At 59.0% G+C, this 22,614-nt stretch carries 12 protein-coding genes; 3 read left to right on the forward strand and 9 right to left on the reverse strand.

Annotated features, from left to right (window positions below; translation table 11 throughout):
* Nucleotides 1-131: 131 nt before the first annotated feature.
* Nucleotides 132-1,037 (reverse strand): hypothetical protein, encoded by a 906-nt coding sequence (locus D7S89_RS16240; RefSeq protein ID WP_121278776.1) that lies wholly within the window; start codon nucleotides 1,035-1,037, stop codon nucleotides 132-134.
* 522 nt (nucleotides 1,038-1,559) lie between these two features.
* On the opposite strand from D7S89_RS16240, the gene D7S89_RS27200 reads away from it, so the two are divergent.
* Nucleotides 1,560-2,900: a hypothetical protein gene (locus D7S89_RS27200; RefSeq protein WP_147426684.1), complete on the forward strand. Its 1,341-nt coding sequence runs from the start codon at nucleotides 1,560-1,562 to the stop codon at nucleotides 2,898-2,900.
* Nucleotides 2,901-2,981: 81 nt separating this feature from the next.
* Nucleotides 2,982-3,746 (forward strand): peptidylprolyl isomerase, encoded by a 765-nt coding sequence (locus D7S89_RS16255; RefSeq protein WP_121278781.1) that lies wholly within the window; start codon nucleotides 2,982-2,984, stop codon nucleotides 3,744-3,746.
* A 284-nt stretch (nucleotides 3,747-4,030) separates the two neighbouring features.
* On the opposite strand, the gene D7S89_RS16265 is transcribed toward D7S89_RS16255, so the two are convergent.
* From D7S89_RS16265 to D7S89_RS16300, 8 genes are all read right to left on the reverse strand, one after another.
* Entirely contained in the window at nucleotides 4,031-6,859 is a 2,829-nt protein-coding gene (locus D7S89_RS16265) for an ankyrin repeat domain-containing protein (protein ID WP_147426685.1), read from the reverse strand.
* Nucleotides 6,860-7,320: 461 nt separating this feature from the next.
* On the reverse strand, nucleotides 7,321-9,210 hold the full coding sequence (locus tag D7S89_RS28175; RefSeq protein WP_121278787.1) for a C2 family cysteine protease: 1,890 nt from the start codon (nucleotides 9,208-9,210) through the stop codon (nucleotides 7,321-7,323).
* Nucleotides 9,211-9,409: 199 nt separating this feature from the next.
* Complete coding sequence (locus D7S89_RS16275) at nucleotides 9,410-10,846, reverse strand: TolC family protein (RefSeq protein WP_121278789.1); 1,437 nt, start codon at nucleotides 10,844-10,846, stop codon at nucleotides 9,410-9,412.
* Entirely contained in the window at nucleotides 10,836-12,254 is a 1,419-nt protein-coding gene (locus D7S89_RS16280; RefSeq protein ID WP_121278791.1) for an HlyD family type I secretion periplasmic adaptor subunit, read from the reverse strand. Before D7S89_RS16280 ends, D7S89_RS16275 begins: the two co-directional genes overlap by 11 nt.
* A gap of 5 nt (nucleotides 12,255-12,259) precedes the next feature.
* Nucleotides 12,260-14,398, reverse strand: a complete 2,139-nt coding sequence (locus D7S89_RS16285; RefSeq protein WP_121278793.1) for a type I secretion system permease/ATPase — start codon at nucleotides 14,396-14,398, stop codon at nucleotides 12,260-12,262.
* Nucleotides 14,399-14,769: 371 nt separating this feature from the next.
* Nucleotides 14,770-15,411 carry an ankyrin repeat domain-containing protein gene (locus D7S89_RS16290; protein ID WP_121278795.1) on the reverse strand — a complete coding sequence of 214 codons (642 nt, stop codon included), beginning with the start codon at nucleotides 15,409-15,411 and terminating at the stop codon, nucleotides 14,770-14,772.
* 89 nt (nucleotides 15,412-15,500) lie between these two features.
* The gene (locus D7S89_RS16295; RefSeq protein ID WP_183085243.1) at nucleotides 15,501-17,003 is read right to left on the reverse strand and encodes a catalase; all 1,503 of its coding nucleotides are present in this window, start codon (nucleotides 17,001-17,003) and stop codon (nucleotides 15,501-15,503) included.
* A gap of 375 nt (nucleotides 17,004-17,378) precedes the next feature.
* Nucleotides 17,379-18,293, reverse strand: coding sequence for an RICIN domain-containing protein (locus D7S89_RS16300; RefSeq protein ID WP_183085230.1), 915 nt, complete (start codon nucleotides 18,291-18,293; stop codon nucleotides 17,379-17,381).
* An 880-nt stretch (nucleotides 18,294-19,173) separates the two neighbouring features.
* Here D7S89_RS16300 and D7S89_RS27485 point away from each other — a divergent pair.
* Nucleotides 19,174-22,218 carry an OspG family effector kinase gene (locus D7S89_RS27485; protein WP_425470826.1) on the forward strand — a complete coding sequence of 1,015 codons (3,045 nt, stop codon included), beginning with the start codon at nucleotides 19,174-19,176 and terminating at the stop codon, nucleotides 22,216-22,218.
* Nucleotides 22,219-22,614 lie beyond the last annotated feature (396 nt).

Genomic DNA, 22,614 nt, shown 5'->3' on the forward strand with positions numbered 1-22,614 from the left:
GACCAGAATCCTTGATGACGCTCAACCGAAATCGTTGATCGCGTCCGCCGAAAATGCGCATGCCGCGCTTTGCAGAAAGAGCGGCATGCTCAATGCGGCTGGCACGCTTACCGATCGATCGCGATCCGACTTTACAGATAGAACCCCTGGTCCGGGTAACGCTCTTCCAGGAATGCGTTGATCGACTCACGCACGCGTTGGTGCATCGGTCGACCGATGTTTCTCAATGCCTGCTGAATCGTGACCGGGGCGTTGAACGAGCCGAGGTGCCCTCCTCCTCGGCTGTGCGTCTTATTAGCACCACCGATAGCCTGGCAAATGGCGTCGCCAAGCTGAACCTGCTGCGCGTTATCGATTTTGCCGCGCTCGTCGGCGCCGATTAGTACGGCGTCGATGGCATTGCGAATCGCACGCTCCTGCTCCTCCGGCAATCGAGGAGGATGCAGCGCACTCGCTTCCCGGCGGACACCCGGGGCAATTTCCGGTACGTGGTCCACTGCGGCAAACCTGCGCTGACGTGGCTTTGGCGTCAGTCCGGCATCGGCATAAACCTGTGCCTGCCGCGCCTCTCCGGATGCAGCGAACGCTATCCCCGACGAAGCCGAAGCCGCTGCTCGCTCCGCTGGGGGAGCGGCATGGAGCTCGGTCGACAGCTTCTTACCCGTCTCGATCAAAGCATCGACTCGGACGAGTGCTTGTTCTCGATCCGCGGCCGAGCTCAAGATCGGGCGCCGAGTAAGGTCTTGAATCGCTTTGGTGAATCCCTTTCGTCGACGACCGAGCTCCAAAGTAGGAGCATTTTTTTGAAGCGATCCGTGAAGCGAGACCAGCTCGTCGAAGCGCTCAAGCAACTTGCGGCCGTCAGCGTGCCAGCCACACAGCTCCAGCCAGCGATAAGCCATGTCAAGGCGCAGCGCAGGCTTGTCCGACGATGCTCTACGCGCCGTGTCCGCACTCGCTTGGCTATCTTCTTCGCCGTCGATGATGGGATCGCCATGGCAAGCGAGATGACTTGCGGTAGTACCTGGGAACTTCATAAGCAGTTCTCTAGCGCGTCGAAATGGAGGCCCGGGGCTGCGTCACCCCGCTATGAATCGTGGAGACTCGTCCATGAGTGCCGCCTGATGCCGCAATGGTTCGTCGAATGCTCTCGAATTATCACCACCACACCCACATGACAATGCAATGAACTTTCGGCATGCATGCTTGCACTCATCTCCACACACTGCGCGCCTAAATCGAAATTGGCAACCTCGCGCGATTGGAGAATCGGCTCGTCGCCGGAGTGGGTATCTCGTTATGCCACATAAATAATAAGTCTTACTTAATTAAATTCATGCCGAAGCATGGAAGGAGACGAAGTGACTAGCCTAATGAAAGAACGCGCTTTAGCGAATGCGCTTGTTGGCACCTCAACTTCAGTGTGGCCGCGTACGTTAGCGACGTGTCCCGGTCCCGGTGATACCTCGAAAGCTGCCCTGTGCATGTACCAAGATGCATTCCGCAACCGGTTTGCCGCATTTGGCCAACGATTTTGCTCATCAAGGAGATAGCCGCTCATGCGGATCGAAGACCATGCCAGCACCCAGCCGTTGCTAGATCCCTATCTTTCACAAGCACAGACAAGGAGTCCCGCCATGATCCCTGCTAGTCCCGAAGCAAGCGGGCACGTTGCCATCGATATGCCCGATATCGATGGCACCGCCCAGCCTTCAGCCACGCCATCCGGTGCACATGTTGACGCAGGTGCGACTGTGGCCCAGGCTGGCCCTGAAAGTACCGGCGCGTGGGCCGCGCGACACGGAAGAAATTTCCTGGCGATCGGGGCACGTAATCTGGTTTCCGTCTTCGCTCCGACAGCTGCACGGGAAGCGGTTCGCCGCTTTGGTCTTCAGTCGGTATGCGCTGCATCCCCCGCTCTATCCAACGCGCTCGGCGGATTAGCCTTGGCAGTGCCTATTGGCTTGCACATTGGAGGCATAGCGCGCGATTGCCGAGACGGGACGATGAATCGGCTCACCCTGGCTTCTCGTGTTACCCATATTGTGATGCTAGGTAGCACCGGCGCTGCCCTGATCGCACTCGGCGGGCTCGCTACCGCGGGACCGGCGCTGGCGGCAGCCAATTTCGTCTATACGCCACTGCGCGACGCCTTTCAGCACCAATTTAACCTGGGAGACAATACCACCGGCGCAGGCGACAGCACCATGAAAGCAACCCTGGTTGCTGCTCCCACGTATGCCGTCAATCAATTTATCGTCGGCGAAGCAATGGATGGTCTGTCGGATCTGATTGCTGGTGGGCTTGGCCAACATCTGCCTGAATCGATAGCCCAACCTCTCGCAAATATGATTGGTCGTGCTGCAGTTAATTGGGCCGGCGAAACAGCGGATGAGATCACCCTGCGCGGAGCGCAAGCCTCCATTGAGGGCACACAGCTCGAAGTCGGCCTGACTTGGCGGCCGCTCCATGCCTCCGCCGAAAACCCGGGCTTTGAGCATAGCAGGCAGGCTGCAGGAGACCGATTGTTGAACTCCCACGCCGGACGCGACACTTTGTTCGGTTCGGCGTTCGCCAATGCCTATAGTGCCAACGCTGGCGGCCTAAGCTCTCATGCGGGCAATGCCGTAGTGGGCGCCACGCTCGGAATTGGCTATGTGCCGTTCATTGGCGCGCATCTGCAAAGCCCTCGCCCGGCAGAACGGGATGTCGAAGCAAGCCTGCCTGAAAACGCCCAAGCGCCCGCTGCTCCCGCTCACGGCGCTTCCGTCACTGAGTTTCATACAGAAAACGAGATTGAGCTTCAACCATGGCAACGGCGCGGATCGCAGGCCGACGCACAAGGTGCTGCGGATACTGCGGATCACGACGCGGCATCCATAAGGGAAACGCGGCTATAGCGCCATCGAGTCCCCAACTTCCCGTCTCGGACATGCCCGCAGCGCGACTTGACCTCTTGAATCACTAATGGCTCGCAAATCATGAACTCTCCCCGCTCTCAAATTTCCTCCCAGCAACGCCGCCCGACACTAAGCTCCGATGCCGAAATGGCCATCCAACAGGAAATCAAAGCCGGCCTTCCCGTCGACAACGAACTGCGCAAAAACATCACCGATACCTACCTGCGCCGCGATGACATCCTTTGGGACATGGCACAGGGCGGCATGAAAGTCACCCAGGCCACGCAGCGCGCACTGGATGAGGCGTTCGCCAATGCCATGATGATGGTCTACATCGATGATTTCATGAGCCATCAGACTATTGATGAGAAAGCCATCAAGCTTCAGTACGAGCAATATCAGAAAGAATTGGGCACCGTGGAATACGAATTCTGCCTTATGACGGTAGCCAGGAAATCCGATGCGGAAGCTGCGATCAAGGAGTATGCGGCATGTCGTGATTTCAAAGAGGTTGCAAGGAAGCACTCCACCGATTCCATGGCTGCTCGAGGCGGATACGTCGGCTGGGCATGCGAGGGACTGCTGTCGGAAAGCGTCCGCGACGCATTGGCGCGGCTTCAGCCGAATCAGATCAGTGCCCCCCTTGAAACGCCGCAGGGCACGCTGCTCGTTTGCTTCCTTGCAAGTCGTAAAGTGGTTCCGATGCCTTTGAACGACATTCGCCCCCAATTGGAGGAAACGATCCGCGCGGAGCGCCTGGGACGGCATCTTCTTAACCTGAGACGACGCAGGGAGACAACGGCAACAACGATCCGAAGCAATTCGCAACCTAATCCCACTAAATAGCCCTTCTTACGATGAACTGAACCCAGGAAATTGGACATCGCCTTGGGGCTTTCTTTGGCAACTGAGCCGCTTGGGTTTCCTGGACAGTGTCGAGTGTTAGTTGTCGACGCTTTTGATGTCTTCGTCCACCGGCCGAAGACTGTATTGCCGGGCTAATTCGGCCGGCGTCAAATCGTTAAGTGCCATGTGGCGCCGGGTCTCATTGTCGTCCCGGTGCCACGCCTCGATCTCACGTCTTTGCTGCCATCGGGCGAATGAGTTGATCGACACTGATTCCGCTCGCCTCACACGCCGCTGTTCCCTCCTTCAAGAACGCCGCGACGAACGCCTGCATGACCTTCCGACAACGCCTCGCGCAAGCCCAGCCGTCCGTTCGTGGGCGTGGCCGCCGTCAGTTCGGCGAACTGCTTGGCGTCGATCACGCCCCTTCTGAGCCCTTCTTCCGCCGCCTTCTCGAATACACTGACGGCATCGACATGGTTGTGCCTCATCGCTTCATAGAGCCCCGGACAGCCCTCACGATTCTTCGCTGCTAGAAGGGTTACGAACTGATCGCTACTGATGACACGGTACATGAGCGCCCGCCATACCTCGTCGATAAACGCCTTGACCGCGTCGGCATGGCCATTGGTCAGCGCCGCGTGTAGGGCCGGCGTTCCGTCCTCACTCATCGCTGCCATCAGATCGACGAACTGTTTGGCGTCGATCGTACCGAATATGAGCTCGTATGCCGCCGCCTTCGCGAATACCCCGACAACATCGACATGGTTATGCCTCATCGCTTCATGGAGCCCCGGATAGCCCTCATTACTCTTTGCCGCTAGAAGGGTTAGGCGCTCGTCGCTACTGATGAGGCCTTCCTTATGCGCATTCAATACGGTGATGACAAACTCATCGACCGTGCGGTCATGGCCATTGGCAAGCGCCGCGTGTAGGGCCGGCTTTCCGTCCTTGCTCATCGCCGCCATCAGATCGACGAACTGGCCGGCGGAGATGACATCCATCTCGCGCGCGCCCCTCACCGAAAGCGCAAACTTCTTGACGACGTCGGCATGGTTGTGCGCCATCGCTTCGTAGAGCCCCGGATTACCCTCGCTACTCCTTGCCGATAGAAGGGTGACGAACTGATCGCCAGTGATGCGAGGTGAATAGAAACTCATCTGGACTAGCCGTTCGATAAACGCATTGACCGTGCCGAGATGGCCATTGGCCAGCGCTGCGTGCAGGGCCGGCGTTCCGTCCCCGCTCATCGCGGCCATCAGATCGACGCACTCCTTGGCGTCGATCACGCCCCTTCTGAACCCTTGTGCCACCACAATTACGAATTCCTTGACAGCCTTGACATGATTGCGCTTCATCGCCTCATAGAGCCCCGGATAGCCCTCACTACTCTTCGCCGATAGAAGGGTGACGAACTGATCGCTACCGATGGCACGTTGCTCAAGTGCCGCGGATACTTCGTTGATAAACGCGTCGACTGTGCCGTCATGGCCATTGACCAGTGCCGCGTGTAGGGCCGGCGTTCCGTCCTCACTCATCGCCGCCATCAGATCGACGAACTGCTTGTCGTCGATCACGCCCCTTGTGAGCCCTCGTGCCGCCGCCTTCGCGAATACCCTGACGACATCGACATGGTCGTGCCTCATCGCTTCGTAGAGCCTCGGATAGCCGTCACTACTCTTTGCCGCTAGAAAGGTCAGGAACTGCGCACCGTCAAGTTTATCGATCAAGCGATCGACATGGTGCTCATCGAGCCATTCGATCGACAGGTTCTGCAATTTCTTGGAGTCCTCATTATCGATGACTCGCCTGACGATCGCGGCACTCAATTCTCTCGCCTCCGGACTCAGGCTCGCTTTGAGCCCTTTGAGCTTCTCGAGATGAGAAACACGTAGCGGCTCTGCCTCGTCGTTCAGCGTCGCCCAAACGAGTTCCCGCTCGTGATGCCAGACGCCTACCGTGTACTTCGAGTTTGGCGAATGGCCGGCGACAGTCCATTTCTCCACCAGTTTCCGCTGATACTGCGGATCAAGCAGGCCATCTGTACGCTGTGCATCCAAGATGTTCAGCGCCAGCAACGACGGATCTCGGTGCAAGCGACATAACGCCGGATCCTCCACATCGAACTCGAGGATACTGCCATCCTTGCAAGTCCCTTTGCCGTATTTTCGGTCAAGCTCGTCCATGACCAGCTTGACCGCGTCAACAGCCTTGTCGTCGTAGCTAAAGCCAGCTCTCAATTGATGAACCGGCATCTCCAATGCGCGGCTCAACCGCTCGGACGCATCAGCCAGGCATTCATCTCCCAGCATCAGTGCTAGATGCCCCGGTGTAAGCTTGCTCTTGACCAGCTCCTCGCACCGGTCGAATTGTGTCTCGGAGATCCTCAAGCTGCGCGTGAAGATATCATCGACGGCAGGCAGTCCGATTCGTTCCGCTATACGGTTCGCGTACGCGTTGTAATAGTGGATCTCATAGGCCAGGTAGCCAGATTCGCGAGCGTGATTAGCACGGACGCTCTCCAAGATGAGCGCTTTGGCAAGCTGTTCCTTGCCCTGCCAGGAAGCCGCCCGGACTCCATCGCTCGCGAGCATGAGGCATCTTACGGCACTCGCCAAATGGCTTACCGCGGCGGGCGCGCACTTGTCGAGCCCTCTCGCCAACTCCTCAACTGCGGCTCGACACGCACACATTCGAGGATCATTGCCTTTGACATCGTCGCCGACTTCGGCGATCAAGCGGCATAATTGGTCGAGCAATTGCTTTCCCACTCCATAAAGCACCTCTCTCGTGGTCGAGTAGAAACTGTCAGCGCAATTGACAACTCGATTTCTGAACTCCTGCAAATTGTGGGCAATCGCGACGTGATTATCGCAGCGATAGCGTGCGAATTTGATCAGTCCCGCAAGCGCCACGCCGACCTCCACTATGAACGTGTGGTGGTCGGCGCTTCGCTCGAAAGCAACGACGCTCCCGTGTCGTTCGGGCGAATACCAGACCGAGGCCAATGCCGTGGGTGGCTCAGCCTTCGACGCGGCTTGCGCTCCGTGTTGCGAATCCATATCGGTCGACAGAAACGCTTTGGAAAATCCATCACCAATCATATTCGGCATACCGGCCCTCGAATGTTTGTCAGCTTTGACTACGTAGGGGTATGAACCTTGCCGTGGTCAAATAATTTCGGGCAGTCAGATTGCTTCCTTTACCCCAAAAAAAAGAGGCACGCGCGGCATGGCACGCGTGCCTCCAAACAATGGAACAACAAGACGATGGCAAACGCGGAGAGGCATCCGCCATCACCCCCAACGGTATCCGTTCCCGAGCACAGGACTCCAAATAATTATCAAACTTCCAACGGGAAAGCGACTCGGTCGCTTCGGTCCTCGTTACGCCGTACGTACCGCTTGCCCGGCACCTGGCGTCTTGGCCCGTGTGTTCGAACCACACTCTGCAATCGAGCATTGTCCGAGGCGCTCCGTCCCGTTGTCCGTGCTCGCGCCCAGCCTGTCGGCGAAGGTACTCGACGGACGGAAAATCCGCCGACTCAGCGGATCGCGACCGTCCGTCATGACGATCAACCCAGATGCAGTTCAGCCGTGTTGATCATCGACGGCTGCACATGCCCGGCCCCCGGGTTCGAATCACCGGCAAACGATGCCATGCCGGCAATCAGCTGGTTGACCTGGGTGCTGGCCAGTCCTGCGCCCGCCGCTGTTGCGCCGCCGGTTCCCTGAACGCTCTTGGCCACATAGAACCCACCCGAATCGTTGGCGCTCCACAACGAGTCCATCGAAACTTCGAAGCGAGTGTCGTAATACGTTGCGGCGCTCGCGGTCTTCGAGTCATCGCCTCCCCACGGGTTGCGGAATTGGAGTTCCCCCGTTGCCGAGTCGACGCCAAGCACCGAATACATGTGGTCTGCAACAAGCTCAGTTTTGCCGCTTGCGTCCTTCGTGTTCTGGAAACTGGCGTACAAGACCTCCTCATGGTTAGCCAGCGCGTTTTCTACCGTCTGCTCGACCGAACCATCCCAGTTTGCCTGCGAGCTGTAGGCGGCACTGAAATAGCTTGCCGTCTTGTCTGCAACGTACCGGATGGCTTCGTCCGATCCACCGTTAATTGCGGTGAACTGATTGGAAAACTCGTTCTCCTTCGCCTGGAACTCGACAAATGCCTTCTCGTCGAGCTGGACCCACTTGTCCTCCAAATTATGGGACTCGTTGGTGGCAACCTGGCTGTCCACCGTGATGTAGACAGGATTCCCCGACGCGTCGTAGAACTCCACGCCATACGTGCCGTTCCCATTGTCGGTAAACTGATGCTCGATCACGTTCGGCTCATCCTGCGCAATGTCGGCCAAGCCCGCCATGTAGTAGCAGTCGCCGATCCCGCCCTGGTTGATATCCGTGACCTGTGGCGTACCCGTCGTACCAAATAACGGCAGATTGTCGGTCGTGTAGCTACCACCCAACCCGCTGATCGAAGGGTTGTTCGTACCGAGCAGATCTTGTCCGATCAGCTGGTTAACCTGGCTCTGGCTGCTGCCGGCCGCCAATTGGCTCACGATGTCCTTCGTCACATATTCCAAATACGACGCGGCACCATCAGCCGTGGCCACTTGCCCTTCGTAGCTCTGCAGACTGGAGAGCTGTTGCTGCGTCAGGCCCTGGCTTCCAGTCGCACTTGCGACACCCTGCAGGTACGAGAGAATGTCCGAGTAATGATACGTTTGCGCAGGATTCGGATTCGGATTCGGATTCGGATTCGGATTCGGATTCGGCTGCGGGCTCGGATTCGGTTGCGGACCCGGATTGGGCTGCGGACCCGGATTCGGATAGTTATAGATAACCGTGTCGTGCAGCCCCTTCAGAGTGACGTGGTCATTGGGGCTGTCTACCGTTATGGTGACGTTGTTGCCATAGACCGTCGCATTATCGTACTGCCCCTCCAAGGTAAGCGTGCCGCCGCTTCCGTAGATGAAGGCATTCTCACGATTCCCCATCAGGTTGACGGTGTCGTACGTTCCTTTATCGACAACGGTGGAGCCAGCACCAAGCACGTCCACGCGGTTGTGCTGACCCTGGAACAACGTCACGACGTCGTTATTACCCGCATCTTCAACGATGTCGTCATTGCCGTATACCTTGGCCTGGTTACCGTTCCCGCCATACAGATACGCCGTGTCGCCGTTACCCGCGCTCGTAACGGTGCTGCCGGTGTTCTGATAGAGGATCGTGACGTCGCTGTCACCGTTGTCCGTCACGCTGTCGCCAGAGCTGGCATCCAGCTCGGTATAAGCGTAACTACCGTTGTTGACAATCGTGTTCCCCGAATCTCCGAGGAAATTCGTGTAGTCGCCGCTGCCATTGTTGGTCAGCCTGTCGCGCGACCTTCCGTGGGCACGCGAGTAGTCACCGTCGATGTTGCTGGTAACGGTTCTGTTGTTGCCAGTGATATTTGACATTTAGCACTCCTTATCACGTGATATGGATCGACACTAGTGACACTTCGCGCACCGTCTCCGCGGAGCATTTTTGGAAATGCTCTCATCAAGCGTACTGACGCTCATGTCCGGAACCATCGCGAATTGTCAACATGAGCGCTACGCAACAGGCAGCCATCGCGTGAAACGTTGATCCGAACGCTCATCTCGCAGCATCCCCTCATCGGTCGGCAATGCTTTGCATGTTCAGACGCCCAAGCTTCGATGCAAGCGCCAGTTTCGCCGTATGCCAGTCCGCCAATGCCTGAATGCGGTGTTGCTGTGCCGTCGCCAGTGCTGTCTGCGTGCTCAGCAGCTCCAGGATGTTGCCTACACCGGCGCGGTAACGATGTTCTGCCGCATCGAATGCCCGTCGCGCGATCGCGACCGCCGCTTCCGTGTGGGCCGCATTCTGTGTCGCGGTGCGCAGCGACTGCCAGGCCGTCCACATATCCAGTGCCGCTTGTTGCCGAGCATCATCCACGGCTGCCTGTTGTCGTTCCGCTTCCGCCTCGGCTTGGCGAACCTCGTAGTGTCTCCCGCCGCCCTCGAAGAAAGGAATGCTGATCTGCACGCCGATGTACGCATCACGGCCTGTGGCCGGATACGTCGGAATGCCGAGCCCCAAGCTCGCAGGCTGGTTGTTGCGGCTGTATTTCGCGACGAGATTCACGCTAGGCAACCCCGCAGAGCGCGTCTGAGCTACCTTTGCCAGCGCCGCCTCGTAGCGCGCCTCGGCGGCGAGCACCGCCGGGTGCGTCCGTTTGACATCGTCGATCAGTTGAACGACCGACTCGCTCCAGTCCCCTCCCGGCAGCGGTGTAGCCGTGACCGGTGGGACCACCAGCGGCACATCCGGGTCCAGTCCCATGTCCGAGGCGAGCGCGCCCAGCGTGGTTTTCGCGTTACCCTCGGCGCGGATCCGGTTGAATGTCGCTTCATCGCGCTTCGTCTGCGCCTGTAACGCATCTGTCACGGGCGCGACGCCCCGGTCCACGCGTGCCTGCGCCGCGACCACGCTGTCGCCGGCGATGCGCTCGATCTCCTCGGCCGCATCGAGTTCACCGCTGGCCGCCTGGACCGCCGCATAATCCTTCGCGACAGTCGCGAACGTGTCCTGCACGGCTGCATCCTGCGTTGCGCGTGCAGCAGCAAGCAGGCTATCGGCATTGCGCAGCGCCGCCGCGCGGCCCCCGAAATCGAACAGCAGCCAGTTCAGCGTGACGCTCTCGGTACGGACGTTGGCCGCAGTGTCCGAATCGAGCTCGGGATGGCCGTTCACTCTCGTCGACGAGACGTCGCGAACCTCCTGCCAGTTGCCGGTAATGCTCGGGAGATACGCCGCTCGTGCCACGCCGACAGCCGCTGCCTGCGCTTTGACGCCCGCCCAAGCCTCGCGGGTCCGGGGGTTGTTGCACAGTCCCCGTTCGACGGCCTCCACCAGCGTTAGCGGCTCGCCTGGGGCCGCGAATGTGCATGGCTGGCCAGCCGGGATAACGTCACCACCCGGATTCGGCGGCACAGTGCGCATCGCGAACAGCGGGTCGAACGCCTGGGCGCGGCCCGACATCAGTAGCGCCGCGGTCAAGGCCATCCCTGCCACACCTCTAGCGTTCATGCATGCTCTCCTGCGCGCCCTCGACAAGGGGGCCGAGCAGATATTGCGCAACGCTTTGCTGGCCGGTCCGGATTTCCGCTGTGACCGCCATGCCCGATGTGAGCGAGATCCACCGACGGTCGATCCACATCCGGTTGCTGTTCAGGCGGATTCGTGCGGTGAACACGAGCCCCAGCCTCCGGTCCTGAGCGGCATCGTTCGAAACGGATACGACCTGCCCCTCCAGCATGCCGTACCGGGTATACGGGAATGCCTCGACTTTGACCGCCGCGCGCTGCCCCACCTTGACGAACCCGATGTCGCGGTTCTCGACCGTTGCCTCGACCTCCAGCGCTTCGTCCGGCACGATCTCCATCACCGTCTGCGCGGTCGTGACCACGCCGCCTGGCGTGTGCACGGACAGTTGCTGAACCGTACCGGCCACCGGCGCCGTGAGGCTCATCAATCCTGCGCGCACATGGGCCTTGGTTTCGTCGTTACGGCTCTGGGCGAACGCTTCGGTGGCCTTCTCCAGCGCATCGAGCTGTTCGCGGCGAAACTGCGAGGCCGCAGCTTCAATGTCTGCTCGCTGTTGGGCAACGCCCGCCTCGAGTTCACGCTCGTGGCCGCGCTGCGCTGCGAGCTCGTGCTCCTGTTCGAGTGCCGTCTGCTCCTTTTGCAGGTAATCGTGCCGAGCGACGTATTCGTCGGCCACCAGCGCTTTGTAGTCGTTCGCCTGTGCGCGCGCGAGCGGAGCGGTAGCCTGAAGCTTCCCAATCTCCGCGCGGGTGCTGTCAAGCGCCGCTTCGCGCTTCGCAAGTTCGTCCTTCGCGGAACCGAGCTTGTCCGCATACTCGCGCCACGTGCCTTCGGCCAGTCGCTGCGCTTCCTGCTGCCGGTCGACGGGCGCACCGTCAATCTGCTCGACCCTGGGCTGCGTAACGGTACGCTGCGCAGCCAGCAGTGCCCGGGCTCGCGCCATGGCGAATGCCGCATCGAACCGCGATGAACTGGCCTTGCTCTCGTCCGCCACAGCCTGAGCGGTATCGAGTTTCATCAGCAGCTGGCCGGCCGACACACGCTCGCCGTCACTCACCGAAATCGTCCGCACGACACCAGTGAAGGCCGGCTGAATGACCTTGACCTGAGCGTTGGGCACGAGCTTGCCTTTCGCCATCGCCACGATGTCGAGCTTCGCGAAGACGGCGATGATGAGCACGACCACCGCAAGCGCCATGATCAGGCGCGCCGTCCAGCGCGGCGCGGGGTGAACCGGTGTTTCGATCAACTCGAGCTGTGCAGGCTGAAATGCCAGTTCGTAGTCGAGCCGGGCCGGAACTTCCATCTGCCGCCGCATGGACCAGGCCGCACGCCACACGGCTGCATACCGCCGCCACAGTCCGGCCAGTGCATGAAGACGCATCGACATGGCGCTCACCCCTTCTGCAGTTCGACCAGATGGGCGTAATACCCGCCCAGCGCAAGCAGCGTCTCGTGCACGCCGCGCTCGACGATCTTGCCCCGATCCATCGCGATGATCTGATCTGCGTGCCTCACCGCTGTCAGCCGATGAGCAATGATGAGTACCGTGCGCCCGGCGCAAATCGCGCGCATGTTGTTCTGTATGACGCGCTCGGTCTCGAAGTCGAGGGCACTGGTCGCCTCGTCGAAGATCAGGATGCGCGGATTGGTGAGCAGCGCCCGGGCGATCGCGATGCGCTGGCGCTGCCCGCCGGACAAGTTGCCCCCGTGCTCCTCGATGCGCGTGTCGTAGGCCTGAGGCAGCTCGCAGATGAACTCGTGAGCGCCAGCGAGCTTCGCCGCGCGCATGACTGCGTCGAGCGGCGCACCGGGGTCGGTCAGCGCGATGTTCTCGCGCACGCTTCGGTTGAAGAGCAGATTCTCCTGCAACACGACGCCCACCTGCCGGCGCAGCCACGCCGGGTCCGCGAGCGCGAGATCGACGCCGTCGATGCGCACGCCGCCGTGCTCGGGAAGGTACAGTCGTTGCAGCAGTTTCGTCAGCGTGCTCTTGCCGGAACCCGAACGTCCGACGATGCCCACCACCTGGCCCGCTCGAATGTCCAGCGTGACGTCATCGAGAACGCATGGGCCGTCCGGCCGGTATCTGAAGCGGATGTTCTCGAATCGGATGTCCCCGCGAATGGCAGGCAACGCCTGTTTGCTGGCCGGTAGCTCGGTACGGGTGTTAAGAATGTCGCCGAGGCGCTGCATCGAGATCCCGGTCTGCTGGAAGTCTTGCCACAGCTGGGCAAGTCGAAGCACGGGCGCGGCTACGCGCTGGGCCATCATGTTGAACGCGACTAGCGCACCGACTGTAAGCTTCCCTTCAATGACGAGGTGAGCCCCAAGAAACAGCGTCGCCAGAGAAACGAGCTTGCCGACGTACTGAATCAACTGCTGCCCCACATTGCCAAGCTGCGTCACGCGAAAACCCGATGCGACATAGGCGGCCAGCTGGGTCTCCCATCTCCGGATGAAGTGCGGCTCGACCGACATGGCTTTGACGGTTTCCACGCCGGACACTGCTTCGACGAGAAACGCCTGGTTGTCTGCACCGCGCGCGAACTTCTCGTTCAATCGCGTACGCAGCGCCGGCACCAGCGCAGCAGAGACGGCGGCGTAAACCGGTAACGAGACCGCAACGATCAGCGTCAGCCAGACGCTGTAGAGACACATCACCGCGAGAAACACGATCGAGAAGAAGAGATCGATGACGGCCGTCAGCGCCTGGCCGGTGAGAAAATTTCGAATGCTCTCGAGTTCACGTACACGCGCGACGGTATCGCCTACGCGACGTGCGGAAAAATAGTTCAGTGGCAGGGTGACCAGGTGCCGGAAAAGACGTGCCCCGAGCTCCACGTCGATACGGTTGGTCGTGTGCGAAAAGATGTAATTGCGCAGGCCCGTCAGCAGCACCTCGAACGTGGCACTCACGAAAAGGGCAATGCACACGACATTGAGCGTCCCTTTCGTGTGGTTCACGAGCACCTTGTCCATGACGACCTGGAACATCAGCGGCGAGACGAGACCGAAGAGCTGCAGCACAAGCGAGATGCCGAGCACTTCGAGCAGTAGGCGGCGGTACCTCACCACGGCCGGGATGAACCACGAGAAGTCGAAACGCGCGAACTCGCCTGCGAGCGACGCGCGGGAGGTGAACAGCATCATGTTTCCGGTCGCGCGGCCGAGCACTGTATCGATCGGCACGAGCGTAGGCGCCGGCTCGCCGGCCTCGAGCACGAACGCGCTCGTTCCATCGAAGCGGGCAACGATGAAGTGACGTCCGTCGCGGTCGAGCACCAGGGCCGGCAATGGCGTGTGGCTCAGGCGATCGGCTCGCAGCGGCACGACGCGTGCCTTCAGACCCAAGCCGCGCGCGGACAGCACCAGCGCATCGACGCTCAGCGCTTCACTGCCTGATGCCGCCGCATGACGCAGTTGTGCTGCATCAGCCGCAACCCCGTGAAAGCGGGCGATCACGACCAGGCACGCGAGCCCCGCATCGTGGACAGTAGCGGGTCCACTTTTATCGATATCCGGTGCGTTCATTTCACCCCCATTCTTGATGCGAGAGCGTCACCGGTCTAGTTACGGCGCATGATCCTATGCTCCGGGAACCCAGACTCATGTGCGAGGCGAGTAGCCGGTACTTCCGGGGGGAGCAACGTCACAACGGAGATCTGCCACCGGCTCGCACAGGCAATCAATGCGGCGACGGATTTCGTCTCCGCCCCGCATGCCCCTGATTGCCACGAGTTTAGGCAAGCCGTCACTGCGAACCTTCAATTTTTGTGACACCGCGACAGCCGCCTGTCGAGCCGCGGATTGGCCTTGGGGACATCGGAGGCGCGTCGATTGTGACGGTGTCATGCCACAACCGATGTCTGAATGTCCTGATCAGCCTGCGAATGTCGCCCCGGTTACGGTCGCATCCGCAAGCTGACATCGGCGTTCGGCGTGGCACCGACCTTCTCGAGCGCTTCGACCGCCGCGCCGTTGCCTTGCAGGATCGCGTTCTGCAGCGCCGTGTGGCCGCGCGCATCGACGTGATCCGGATTAGCGCCGTGCGCGACGAGCACCGACAGCATGTCGAGCCGACCGAACAAAGCCGCGAAAGATAGTGCCGTCTCTCCGGCATGATTGGTCTGGTCGATCTGGCAGTGCGTATCTGCCAGCCGCTTCGCGATCGCAGTCTCGCCCTTGAACAGGGCACCCATCAGCGCAGTGTTGCCGTGACGATCGCCGATGCACGGGTTCGCGCCGATGCGCAACAGATAGTCGAGCGTCGCGGGCTGGTCGCGGTAGGCCGCCAGGATGACGGCGGTATAGCCTTCGGGCGTCGTCGTATCGATCGGGTAATGCGCATCGACGAGCGCCTGCAGGATGTCGATGCGACCGAGGCGCGCGGCATCGAACCACGCATCGTCGTAGCGGCCCGGGTCAGCGTATGTGCCGGGATGCGACACCGCTGTGAGCGGCGCAGTCTGCGCGCACACCGCGAATACGGTGACGCGCGCGATCGCGAGTGCGCGGGCGAGAGTGGTTCGGAATCGGTTCTTCATGAGCGATGTATGCCGCGCGCAGCCGTCCTGCGCAATCAGGCAGGTTCAACGCGAAGGCCATAGGTGCAGCCTTCGCAGGGTTGCGCCGATCAGTTCTCGACGAGCTTGTCGGCGAGCGACTTCACGCGGGCAAGGTCCGCATGCATCGCGCGCGCGAGGCGCGTGCCGTAGTCTATGTCGGCTTTATAGAAGTACGAGAGCATCGTGTACTTGTTGGTGTCGTTCGTCACGTGGTTCAGGTCGCCTGACAGTGCGGTCACGAGATCCTGCCGGTCCTGCGCGGACAGCGTGCGGTAGTACTCGCCTGCCTGCCGGAAGTTCAGCGTCTTTTGGATCGCCGCCTGCTGCGTCGTGCCGGCGAGCGGCGTCTGGACGGACTTGTCGCGCTGGTTCTGCGCGAGCTCGTTCAGTGTCGACGGCTCATAGTTCACTTCGCCCTGACGATCGCCGATGTTCATCGCGCCGTCCTGGTTGTTGTTCATTACAGGCACGCGCGGACGGTTGATCGGCAACTGGTTGAAGTTGGCGCCGAGGCGATACATCTGCGTGTCGGCGTAAGAGAACATCCGGCCTTGCAGCATCCGATCTTCGGACGGCTCGATGCCCGGCACCATCCGCGATGGCGCGAACGCCGATTCCTCGCTCGACTCGAAGTAGTTGTCCGGCACGCGGTTCAGCGTCAGCGTCCCGATCTTGCGTTCAGGAATGCCAGTCCATGTCTTCGTGTCGTCGAGCGGGTTGTAGTCGAAGTTGTCGAGGTCCGACGGATTCAGTACCTGGATATACAAGTCCCACTTCGGATCGTCACCCGCCTTCAGCGCGCCATACAGGTCGTTCGTCATCAGGTTCCAGTCTGCGCCGATCGAGCCGGGGATGTCCTGCGGACGGAGCCCTTGCTTGCCCTGCAGGCTCTTCCAGTGGAACTTCACATAGGTGTACTTACCGTCTGCATTGGTGAACTTGAACGCGTGCACACCGAACCCGTCCATGCGGCGGTACGAATCCGGCATGCCTTCGCTCGTATACAGCCGGGTCAACATGCTCGTTGCCTCGGGCGCATGCGCGAAGAAATCGAACGCGAGGTTCGCGTCCTGCACGCCCGTCACCGCGCTCGGCTTGTTTGCATGGACAAAATCAGGGAACTTGATCGCGTCGCGGATGAAGAAGATCGGCAGATTGATGCCGACGAGATCCCAGTTACCCTGTTCCGTATAGAACTTCACGGCGAAACCGCGCGGATCCCGCGCCTGCTCGGGCGAACCGCGATAGCCCATAACGGTGGAAAAGCGCACGAACACAGGCGTCTTCGTGCCGGGCGTGAACACCTTGGCCGTCGTCAGGTCGCTGATGTCGGCACTCGGCACGAACTCGCCGAACGCGCCGGTGCCGCGCGCATGTACGACGCGTTCGGGAATGCGCTCGCGATCGAAGCGCTGGAGTTTTTCGATGAGATGCGAGTCCTGCAGTAGCGTCGGTCCGTTCGGTCCGGCTGTCTGCGAATTCTGGTTGTCGCCGACGGGCGAGCCGTTGTCGCGCGTCAGTTCGGCAGCATACGGAGATGCGGCCAGCGCGAGGCAGGCCGCGGTGACCATGCCCTGCAAAAAGCGATTCGCGGTGTGTAACATGTCGATGAGATTCCTTGTGTGAGGTGGTTTGTGAAGATCCCCACTAAATTTAATCTCGTCGACATAGATAAAACCAATCGAATTTCTCTAATTGCGCGATAGACAATCGTCGATCATGCGAATACATTTCTTTCGAAACGAAATTTCGATAGATCATCATGCGAAGGCTCGGAAACAATGGACGAAACCACGCAAGCGCCATCGGTCTGCAGCGTGCTGGACGTATATCGATCCCGGCTGGGCACTCCCACCGTTTACGGGTGGGAGGCGTCCATACCATCTCCTTATTTCACCTCGAATTCCAGCCGCGGCCCGGACTCATACCGGGCCAGGCAATCTGGCCTACAAGGTATATGCAGGCCCCCAGGCGGCCGGAAGCTGTGGCAGCTTAAACTCGTTTTGTTGCGAGGGAGAGAGCTGACACGCATTCTGCACAACGGCACCACCGGCTTGCATCTCTACACAAAGACTACTGCTGCGCGAGACGATTTGATAGTTACCATCTGCGAGCTGAGTAACACTCCATTGATCGTTCATACTGGAACTGCCTTGGCAGCCCCATTGGATCAATTGCGCACCGGTTTGAGTTGAATTGCCGGGAACATTGAGACACTCGCCGCTATTTTTTGCAACAAGATGATAGTACTCACCGATGGGCGTAAGCGTCCAAGTCTCGCTGGTAGAACCTTGGCAAGCCGCTTGAGTGATGCCTGTTCCAGCTGCGGTCGAACCGCCACTGACATTCAGACAATTCGCACCTCCAACGGCGCTAATTTCCGTGGGCAAATTCCTATTCCAGGTCACAGTCGCCTTCGCATTTATCAGGCACCCACCCGATACTGGGCATGGATAGTTCGTATTGAAACTTCCATTCGCCAAAAATTCCAATCCAGAATATTGGATCGGCGAAGAGTAGACGGATATCTTCCCACCATTTACCTGAGAGGCACCAAGCGTGATTGGCGAGGCAAGTTGAACGGTCGACGTCCCTTTTGAGTATGAAATGCTTGAATAGTTACCGTAGTTAATTTGCAGCGAACCACTATAATCCGCATTGGCAACGGTCACCGAATCAATAGTCACCGACTCAGCAAACGGATTGTACGCATTGGTGTAGTACGTACCCAATCCACCGGCATAGGTAGATAGATTAAGGGGCACCGTACTCTGCGGAAGCAGTGTCGCCGACGCAGCACCCGAGAATAGACATGCGCCCACTACAGATCCAACGAGTCTAAAAATCGATTTTTTATCCATTTTCCTTATCCTTGGTTTGATCAATGACATCCACAATTTCGGCAAAGACGTGTTCTCGCCGACAATCATCGATGCCTTGAGCGCCTTAGCATAGGAAACGCATGTGTAACCAATTGCGAATTAATGTGTCTTGCACCGCACGTCGCCAGAGCAATCGCCTCAGACAGGCACATGGGGGGTACCCACCCTTACGGATGAAGTCAGGTCCGTGGAGACCGGCCGGGGACATCCACTCATCGTCAAAACAGACGGTTTCCGGCTCCTGGGCTCACGTCCGGCCACGGGGCGTCCAACTGAACCCATGACGCTGGCGTTCAAACGTCGATGTAAGCCAGCCCTCAACGAGTGCTTGCCCCCAAGGAGTTTAGGCAGCCCATCACAGCAAATCTCCAATCTTCGTGGCACGCGCGCATCGTGCCGAACCATCCGGCCACCCGCATCCTCTCAAATCCAGGGCCGCTCATCTCGCTGAAAAGAGGCACGACAGATATAGCCGGTGCGCCTTCGAACAACGAAACGATAGGAAACACTAGATGCGTCTTCCATCGGATTCAAGAGCCGCCATAGGCAAGCACCGGATTGCCTGTCATGCACGGGAGCTCCGCCCGATGACACCGAGAGACGAACCTTCCGGCCATCAATCCACACTCATGCCAAGAATAATAGTCATAGGAATATTGCATCGATGTTTTCAATATCTAATAGCCACCGCTTGAACGACGCAGGTCGACTTAATGCTTCATCTGACGAGACTCACACGAGCTCCCAAGTTGGGACACAGCGATTCGGGCTTTTCGATGTCTTGGGGGCAGTACCACGGCCGCTCAAGTCGTCGGATCAAATTGGCTCCAAAGTCGCTAACGAGTTGCCATCCGTATTGGTGGACGCAACCAAGAAAGGGACTGTATTGACCGTTGCGAATACGATGGCGGTCATTGCGGGGCTAGGCACCGGAACCGGGAGAGTTGTCGTCACGGATGTCGATTTAAGCCATCTGGCTGGTGTTCAAGCAATTCTAAGTTCTGCAAAATTTCATAACGACTATGGTGGGTGGATAGCTGAGGTCAAACAGCGACATCCGGCGGTTGGGGCTCAGATCGAGACAATTTGTGGCCGGCTTAAAACAGAAGCAGACTTCTCCGCATTGAAGCGGAGAGTCGACGCAGACGGCTTCGACTTCGTCCACACCGATCTGGCCGACTGCGATATTGGAAAGCTCAAATCGCTCTCGCCAGGAGGCTACTCCGCCATCTATGCAAGCAATATCGAAATGTACTTGTCGGGCTTTTGCAAGGCCGATGCCGGCGTGACAGATGCATCGAAGCTCGCTCAATACAAGTCCAATATCGTCAACTTGATGGGCGACGAAACCAAATTGATTCATGGGGCGTTCGGAGTGCAAATGAACGTCACCAATGGAATTGCGAAAACTCGTGAATGGACCTCAAAAATTAACGGAGGAACACAGCGATCGCCAGGAGATACCGATTACGAAACCCTAGCGCCCCCCACCGTGGCAGAAGGAAATGACGAAGGTGGCAAAGGAACTGCGGCGACCCATCCCCTAAAATTGGAATTATTGAGTCAGAGCACGAACGTCAATGCCAAAATTACTGAGGCCACTGTAAGGCAGTCGAGCCGAGAAAATTCAACAACAACCGCAACTGACCAGACGAAGGGCATGGGGCTAGGTGCGCGCAAAAAAGGGCTGCGCGCTGGATTAAAGCTTGAAATTCTTCGCCCTACCGAAGAAGGGGGAAAGATTTTAGGAAGCGGTTTGTGCGGAACAGTTCGCGAAGATACGGAGTTCCCAGGGTTCGTAGTAAAAAGCTTTGGAAAGAGCATCGACTTGGCTCATGCCGAATCGGCATTATTTAACAAATACTACGGGGAAGGTAGCTCAGAGGTCTTTTCGAAGGACAACAACATATTCATGCGAATGCTAAGAGTTCCCGGAAAGCCACTAAGCTCATGCAGCCAGGATGAACTCCCTACCAATAGCGAGGAACTCTTTCTCAGGATGATCACCGACCTGAACGATCACGGGATCATGCATGGCGATTTGCATGCTGGAAATATTATGTACGACAAGGATTCCAGTCGATTTTGGCCAATAGATATAAGCAACTCATATGACGCATACTATGCCGACCCTCTCGCTCGAGGTTTCGTCGACATCGATAATGAGACTCGATTTCAGAATATATTGAAAAAATTGCCTCGCAACTCCGGCGTTGCGGTAGGCGAGTCAGCGCATCAGAATGCACGGACTGCAACACCAACTGCCGTGGCCGAGGCCGGGCAGGAAAGGAACGGTACATCGGCAGTCGAAGCTACGCCGATGCAACAAGCAGCGGTAGAAACAGTACGCGCACTCACGCCAAGAGATCAGGCTGCGAGCGAATTCGGCCAGGCCCCCACGGAAGCGGCCGAGGGGAACAGCCAGCAATTCGAAGCGATACTGAATGCCCCGTTCTCGAAGGGCATCGAAGGACAACATCAAGCGCTCGAACGGCTCCGGCAAGTGGCTGCGCACCTGGCGGCCGATCCAGCGCCCGGAATTGCTGACCGACAAACAGCACTCAAGGCGCTTCTGAATCTTGAATTCGTGGTGCGGATGAGAGCAATCGCCGATTTGGGGGACACAGGCGCGGGAAATGTCAAAGCGTCGGCGGTGCTTGGCCACGTTCGGCTCGTGGGCACTCTGCTCAAGGAATGCAGCTGCACGCCGGAAGAGGCACGCGAGGCTTTCGCAACATTGACCGCCAGCAAGCGTAACCCGGCTTATCTGAATGTGCTCGCAACGGCCGCAGCTGGCAATGAGCAAATGGCTCACGCCGTCGGTACATTGATGAAGAGTCTGCATCAGCAGATGGGCGGCGACGAGGCGTCTGCGAAACACATCCGAACAACATTGCTGAAGCCAGCAGCGCAGCTTGAATACGAGGATTTTCCCGGACGTCTCGTCTACAGAGGCAAGCAGAAATGGATGGAGCAGCATCCGGGCGCTTCGATTCTAACGTCGGAGTTGAGTAAGGCTGGGCTATGGCCAAAGAAAGAGGAAATCCTTCAAGCAGGGCACTCACCGACGCGAGCTGGCAAGTACGGCGAAGCGGTGAAACATGCGAGTCAGTACGCGCCCCAACCTGAGAAAGACGAGGTATTCGTCGATGTGTCGACGGCCGCCCGGCAACTGGAATCAACGCTAAAACCAGGCCTTCTCAAGCGTACCCGACAAGCCGACTTGGACCGAGAGAAAGCACAAGCCGCCAGCGAGATGAGGGAACGTATCGAAGGCGACCAGAGCTGGGAAGCCTATCAGCGTATCGAAGCCGAGTGGCTGAACGGAACCGGCCAGGACCCGTCAACGCTCTTGGACTCCAAGACACAGCATCTGTTGACGAAGGCACGCCTGGACCTCATAGCAACGCCGGAGATGAGGGACGCCATTGCGCGGCGCACGGCGGGTTCCAGCGTGTCCGAGACCGAGCTTGAGGCGTTCATGCACGCGCACGTCTCGAGCGCCTTGGAGGTGCCAATACAGCAGGCAGTGGAAAACGCGAAGAAGCCCAGTCCGGTCCGTGAGGCCGCCCGCGCACGCGATGAAGCCTTCGAACTGGCGCAACGTGACGCAGCGGAACAGGAGGCTAGGTACCAGGCGAATGAACGCTGGCGTGCGCGCATGGACGCGTCCTCTTCAAGCGCACCCCACGAAGTCCCGCCAATGAACAAGCCCGTCGTAAGCGGCACAGCCAAACCTGGGCAGGCTGATGTGCCCCCCCCATCATCGCAGGGTGCCGACGAGACCCGCGACACCACCGCGCCAGCAGCCGCGAGCAATGTGAGCGAGAAGCGCGAGACCACGGAGAGAAAGCCCTACGTTCGACAGGACCCGGTGCGAGGCACGTACACCGAGTGGCGGTAAGCGACGGTCGACGTCCCTTTCGAGTGCAGTGCCCCTGGCTGGCGGCCCTTTGGGAAAATCGGCCTGCACTGCCTCCGACGCCGTCTTTACCTGCGGTTCCGATGCCGCATCGATGGAAGAAAGAGACATATCCGTGTGGAGGGTCAGGAGCGGTTGACGCATCCAAACGCGGTCGTACGTCATTGGAATCATCGAGGTCGTCGGTACCAACCGGTAAGAATAGGACTACCAATAATTTTCACATGCGCATTCCGGTCGACTTGCCGCCCCCCCCCCACACATCGGCGGATAGGTCAAGGCAAGCTCTTATGACGCTCTCTCGGCGAACCAGCGTCGAGCGATTTCTCACTAACGAGAGTGCAAAGCATGCTGTTCGATGGGGCAGCAAACCTTCAA

This window comes from Trinickia fusca (assembly GCF_003628145.1).
Lineage (GTDB): Bacteria > Pseudomonadota > Gammaproteobacteria > Burkholderiales > Burkholderiaceae > Trinickia > Trinickia fusca.

What these genes read in the sequence shown, in the direction of transcription:
- D7S89_RS16240 (WP_121278776.1), bottom strand. Translation starts at nt 1,037, where the DNA reads ATGAAGTTCCCAGGTACTACCGCAAGTCATCTCGCTTGCCATGGCGAT.
- D7S89_RS27200 (WP_147426684.1), top strand. Translation starts at nt 1,560, where the DNA reads ATGCGGATCGAAGACCATGCCAGCACCCAGCCGTTGCTAGATCCCTAT.
- D7S89_RS16255 (WP_121278781.1), top strand. Translation starts at nt 2,982, where the DNA reads ATGAACTCTCCCCGCTCTCAAATTTCCTCCCAGCAACGCCGCCCGACA.
- D7S89_RS16265 (WP_147426685.1), bottom strand. Translation starts at nt 6,859, where the DNA reads ATGCCGAATATGATTGGTGATGGATTTTCCAAAGCGTTTCTGTCGACC.
- D7S89_RS28175 (WP_121278787.1), bottom strand. Translation starts at nt 9,210, where the DNA reads ATGTCAAATATCACTGGCAACAACAGAACCGTTACCAGCAACATCGAC.
- D7S89_RS16275 (WP_121278789.1), bottom strand. Translation starts at nt 10,846, where the DNA reads ATGAACGCTAGAGGTGTGGCAGGGATGGCCTTGACCGCGGCGCTACTG.
- D7S89_RS16280 (WP_121278791.1), bottom strand. Translation starts at nt 12,254, where the DNA reads ATGTCGATGCGTCTTCATGCACTGGCCGGACTGTGGCGGCGGTATGCA.
- D7S89_RS16285 (WP_121278793.1), bottom strand. Translation starts at nt 14,398, where the DNA reads ATGAACGCACCGGATATCGATAAAAGTGGACCCGCTACTGTCCACGAT.
- D7S89_RS16290 (WP_121278795.1), bottom strand. Translation starts at nt 15,411, where the DNA reads ATGAAGAACCGATTCCGAACCACTCTCGCCCGCGCACTCGCGATCGCG.
- D7S89_RS16295 (WP_183085243.1), bottom strand. Translation starts at nt 17,003, where the DNA reads ATGGTCACCGCGGCCTGCCTCGCGCTGGCCGCATCTCCGTATGCTGCC.
- D7S89_RS16300 (WP_183085230.1), bottom strand. Translation starts at nt 18,293, where the DNA reads ATGGATAAAAAATCGATTTTTAGACTCGTTGGATCTGTAGTGGGCGCA.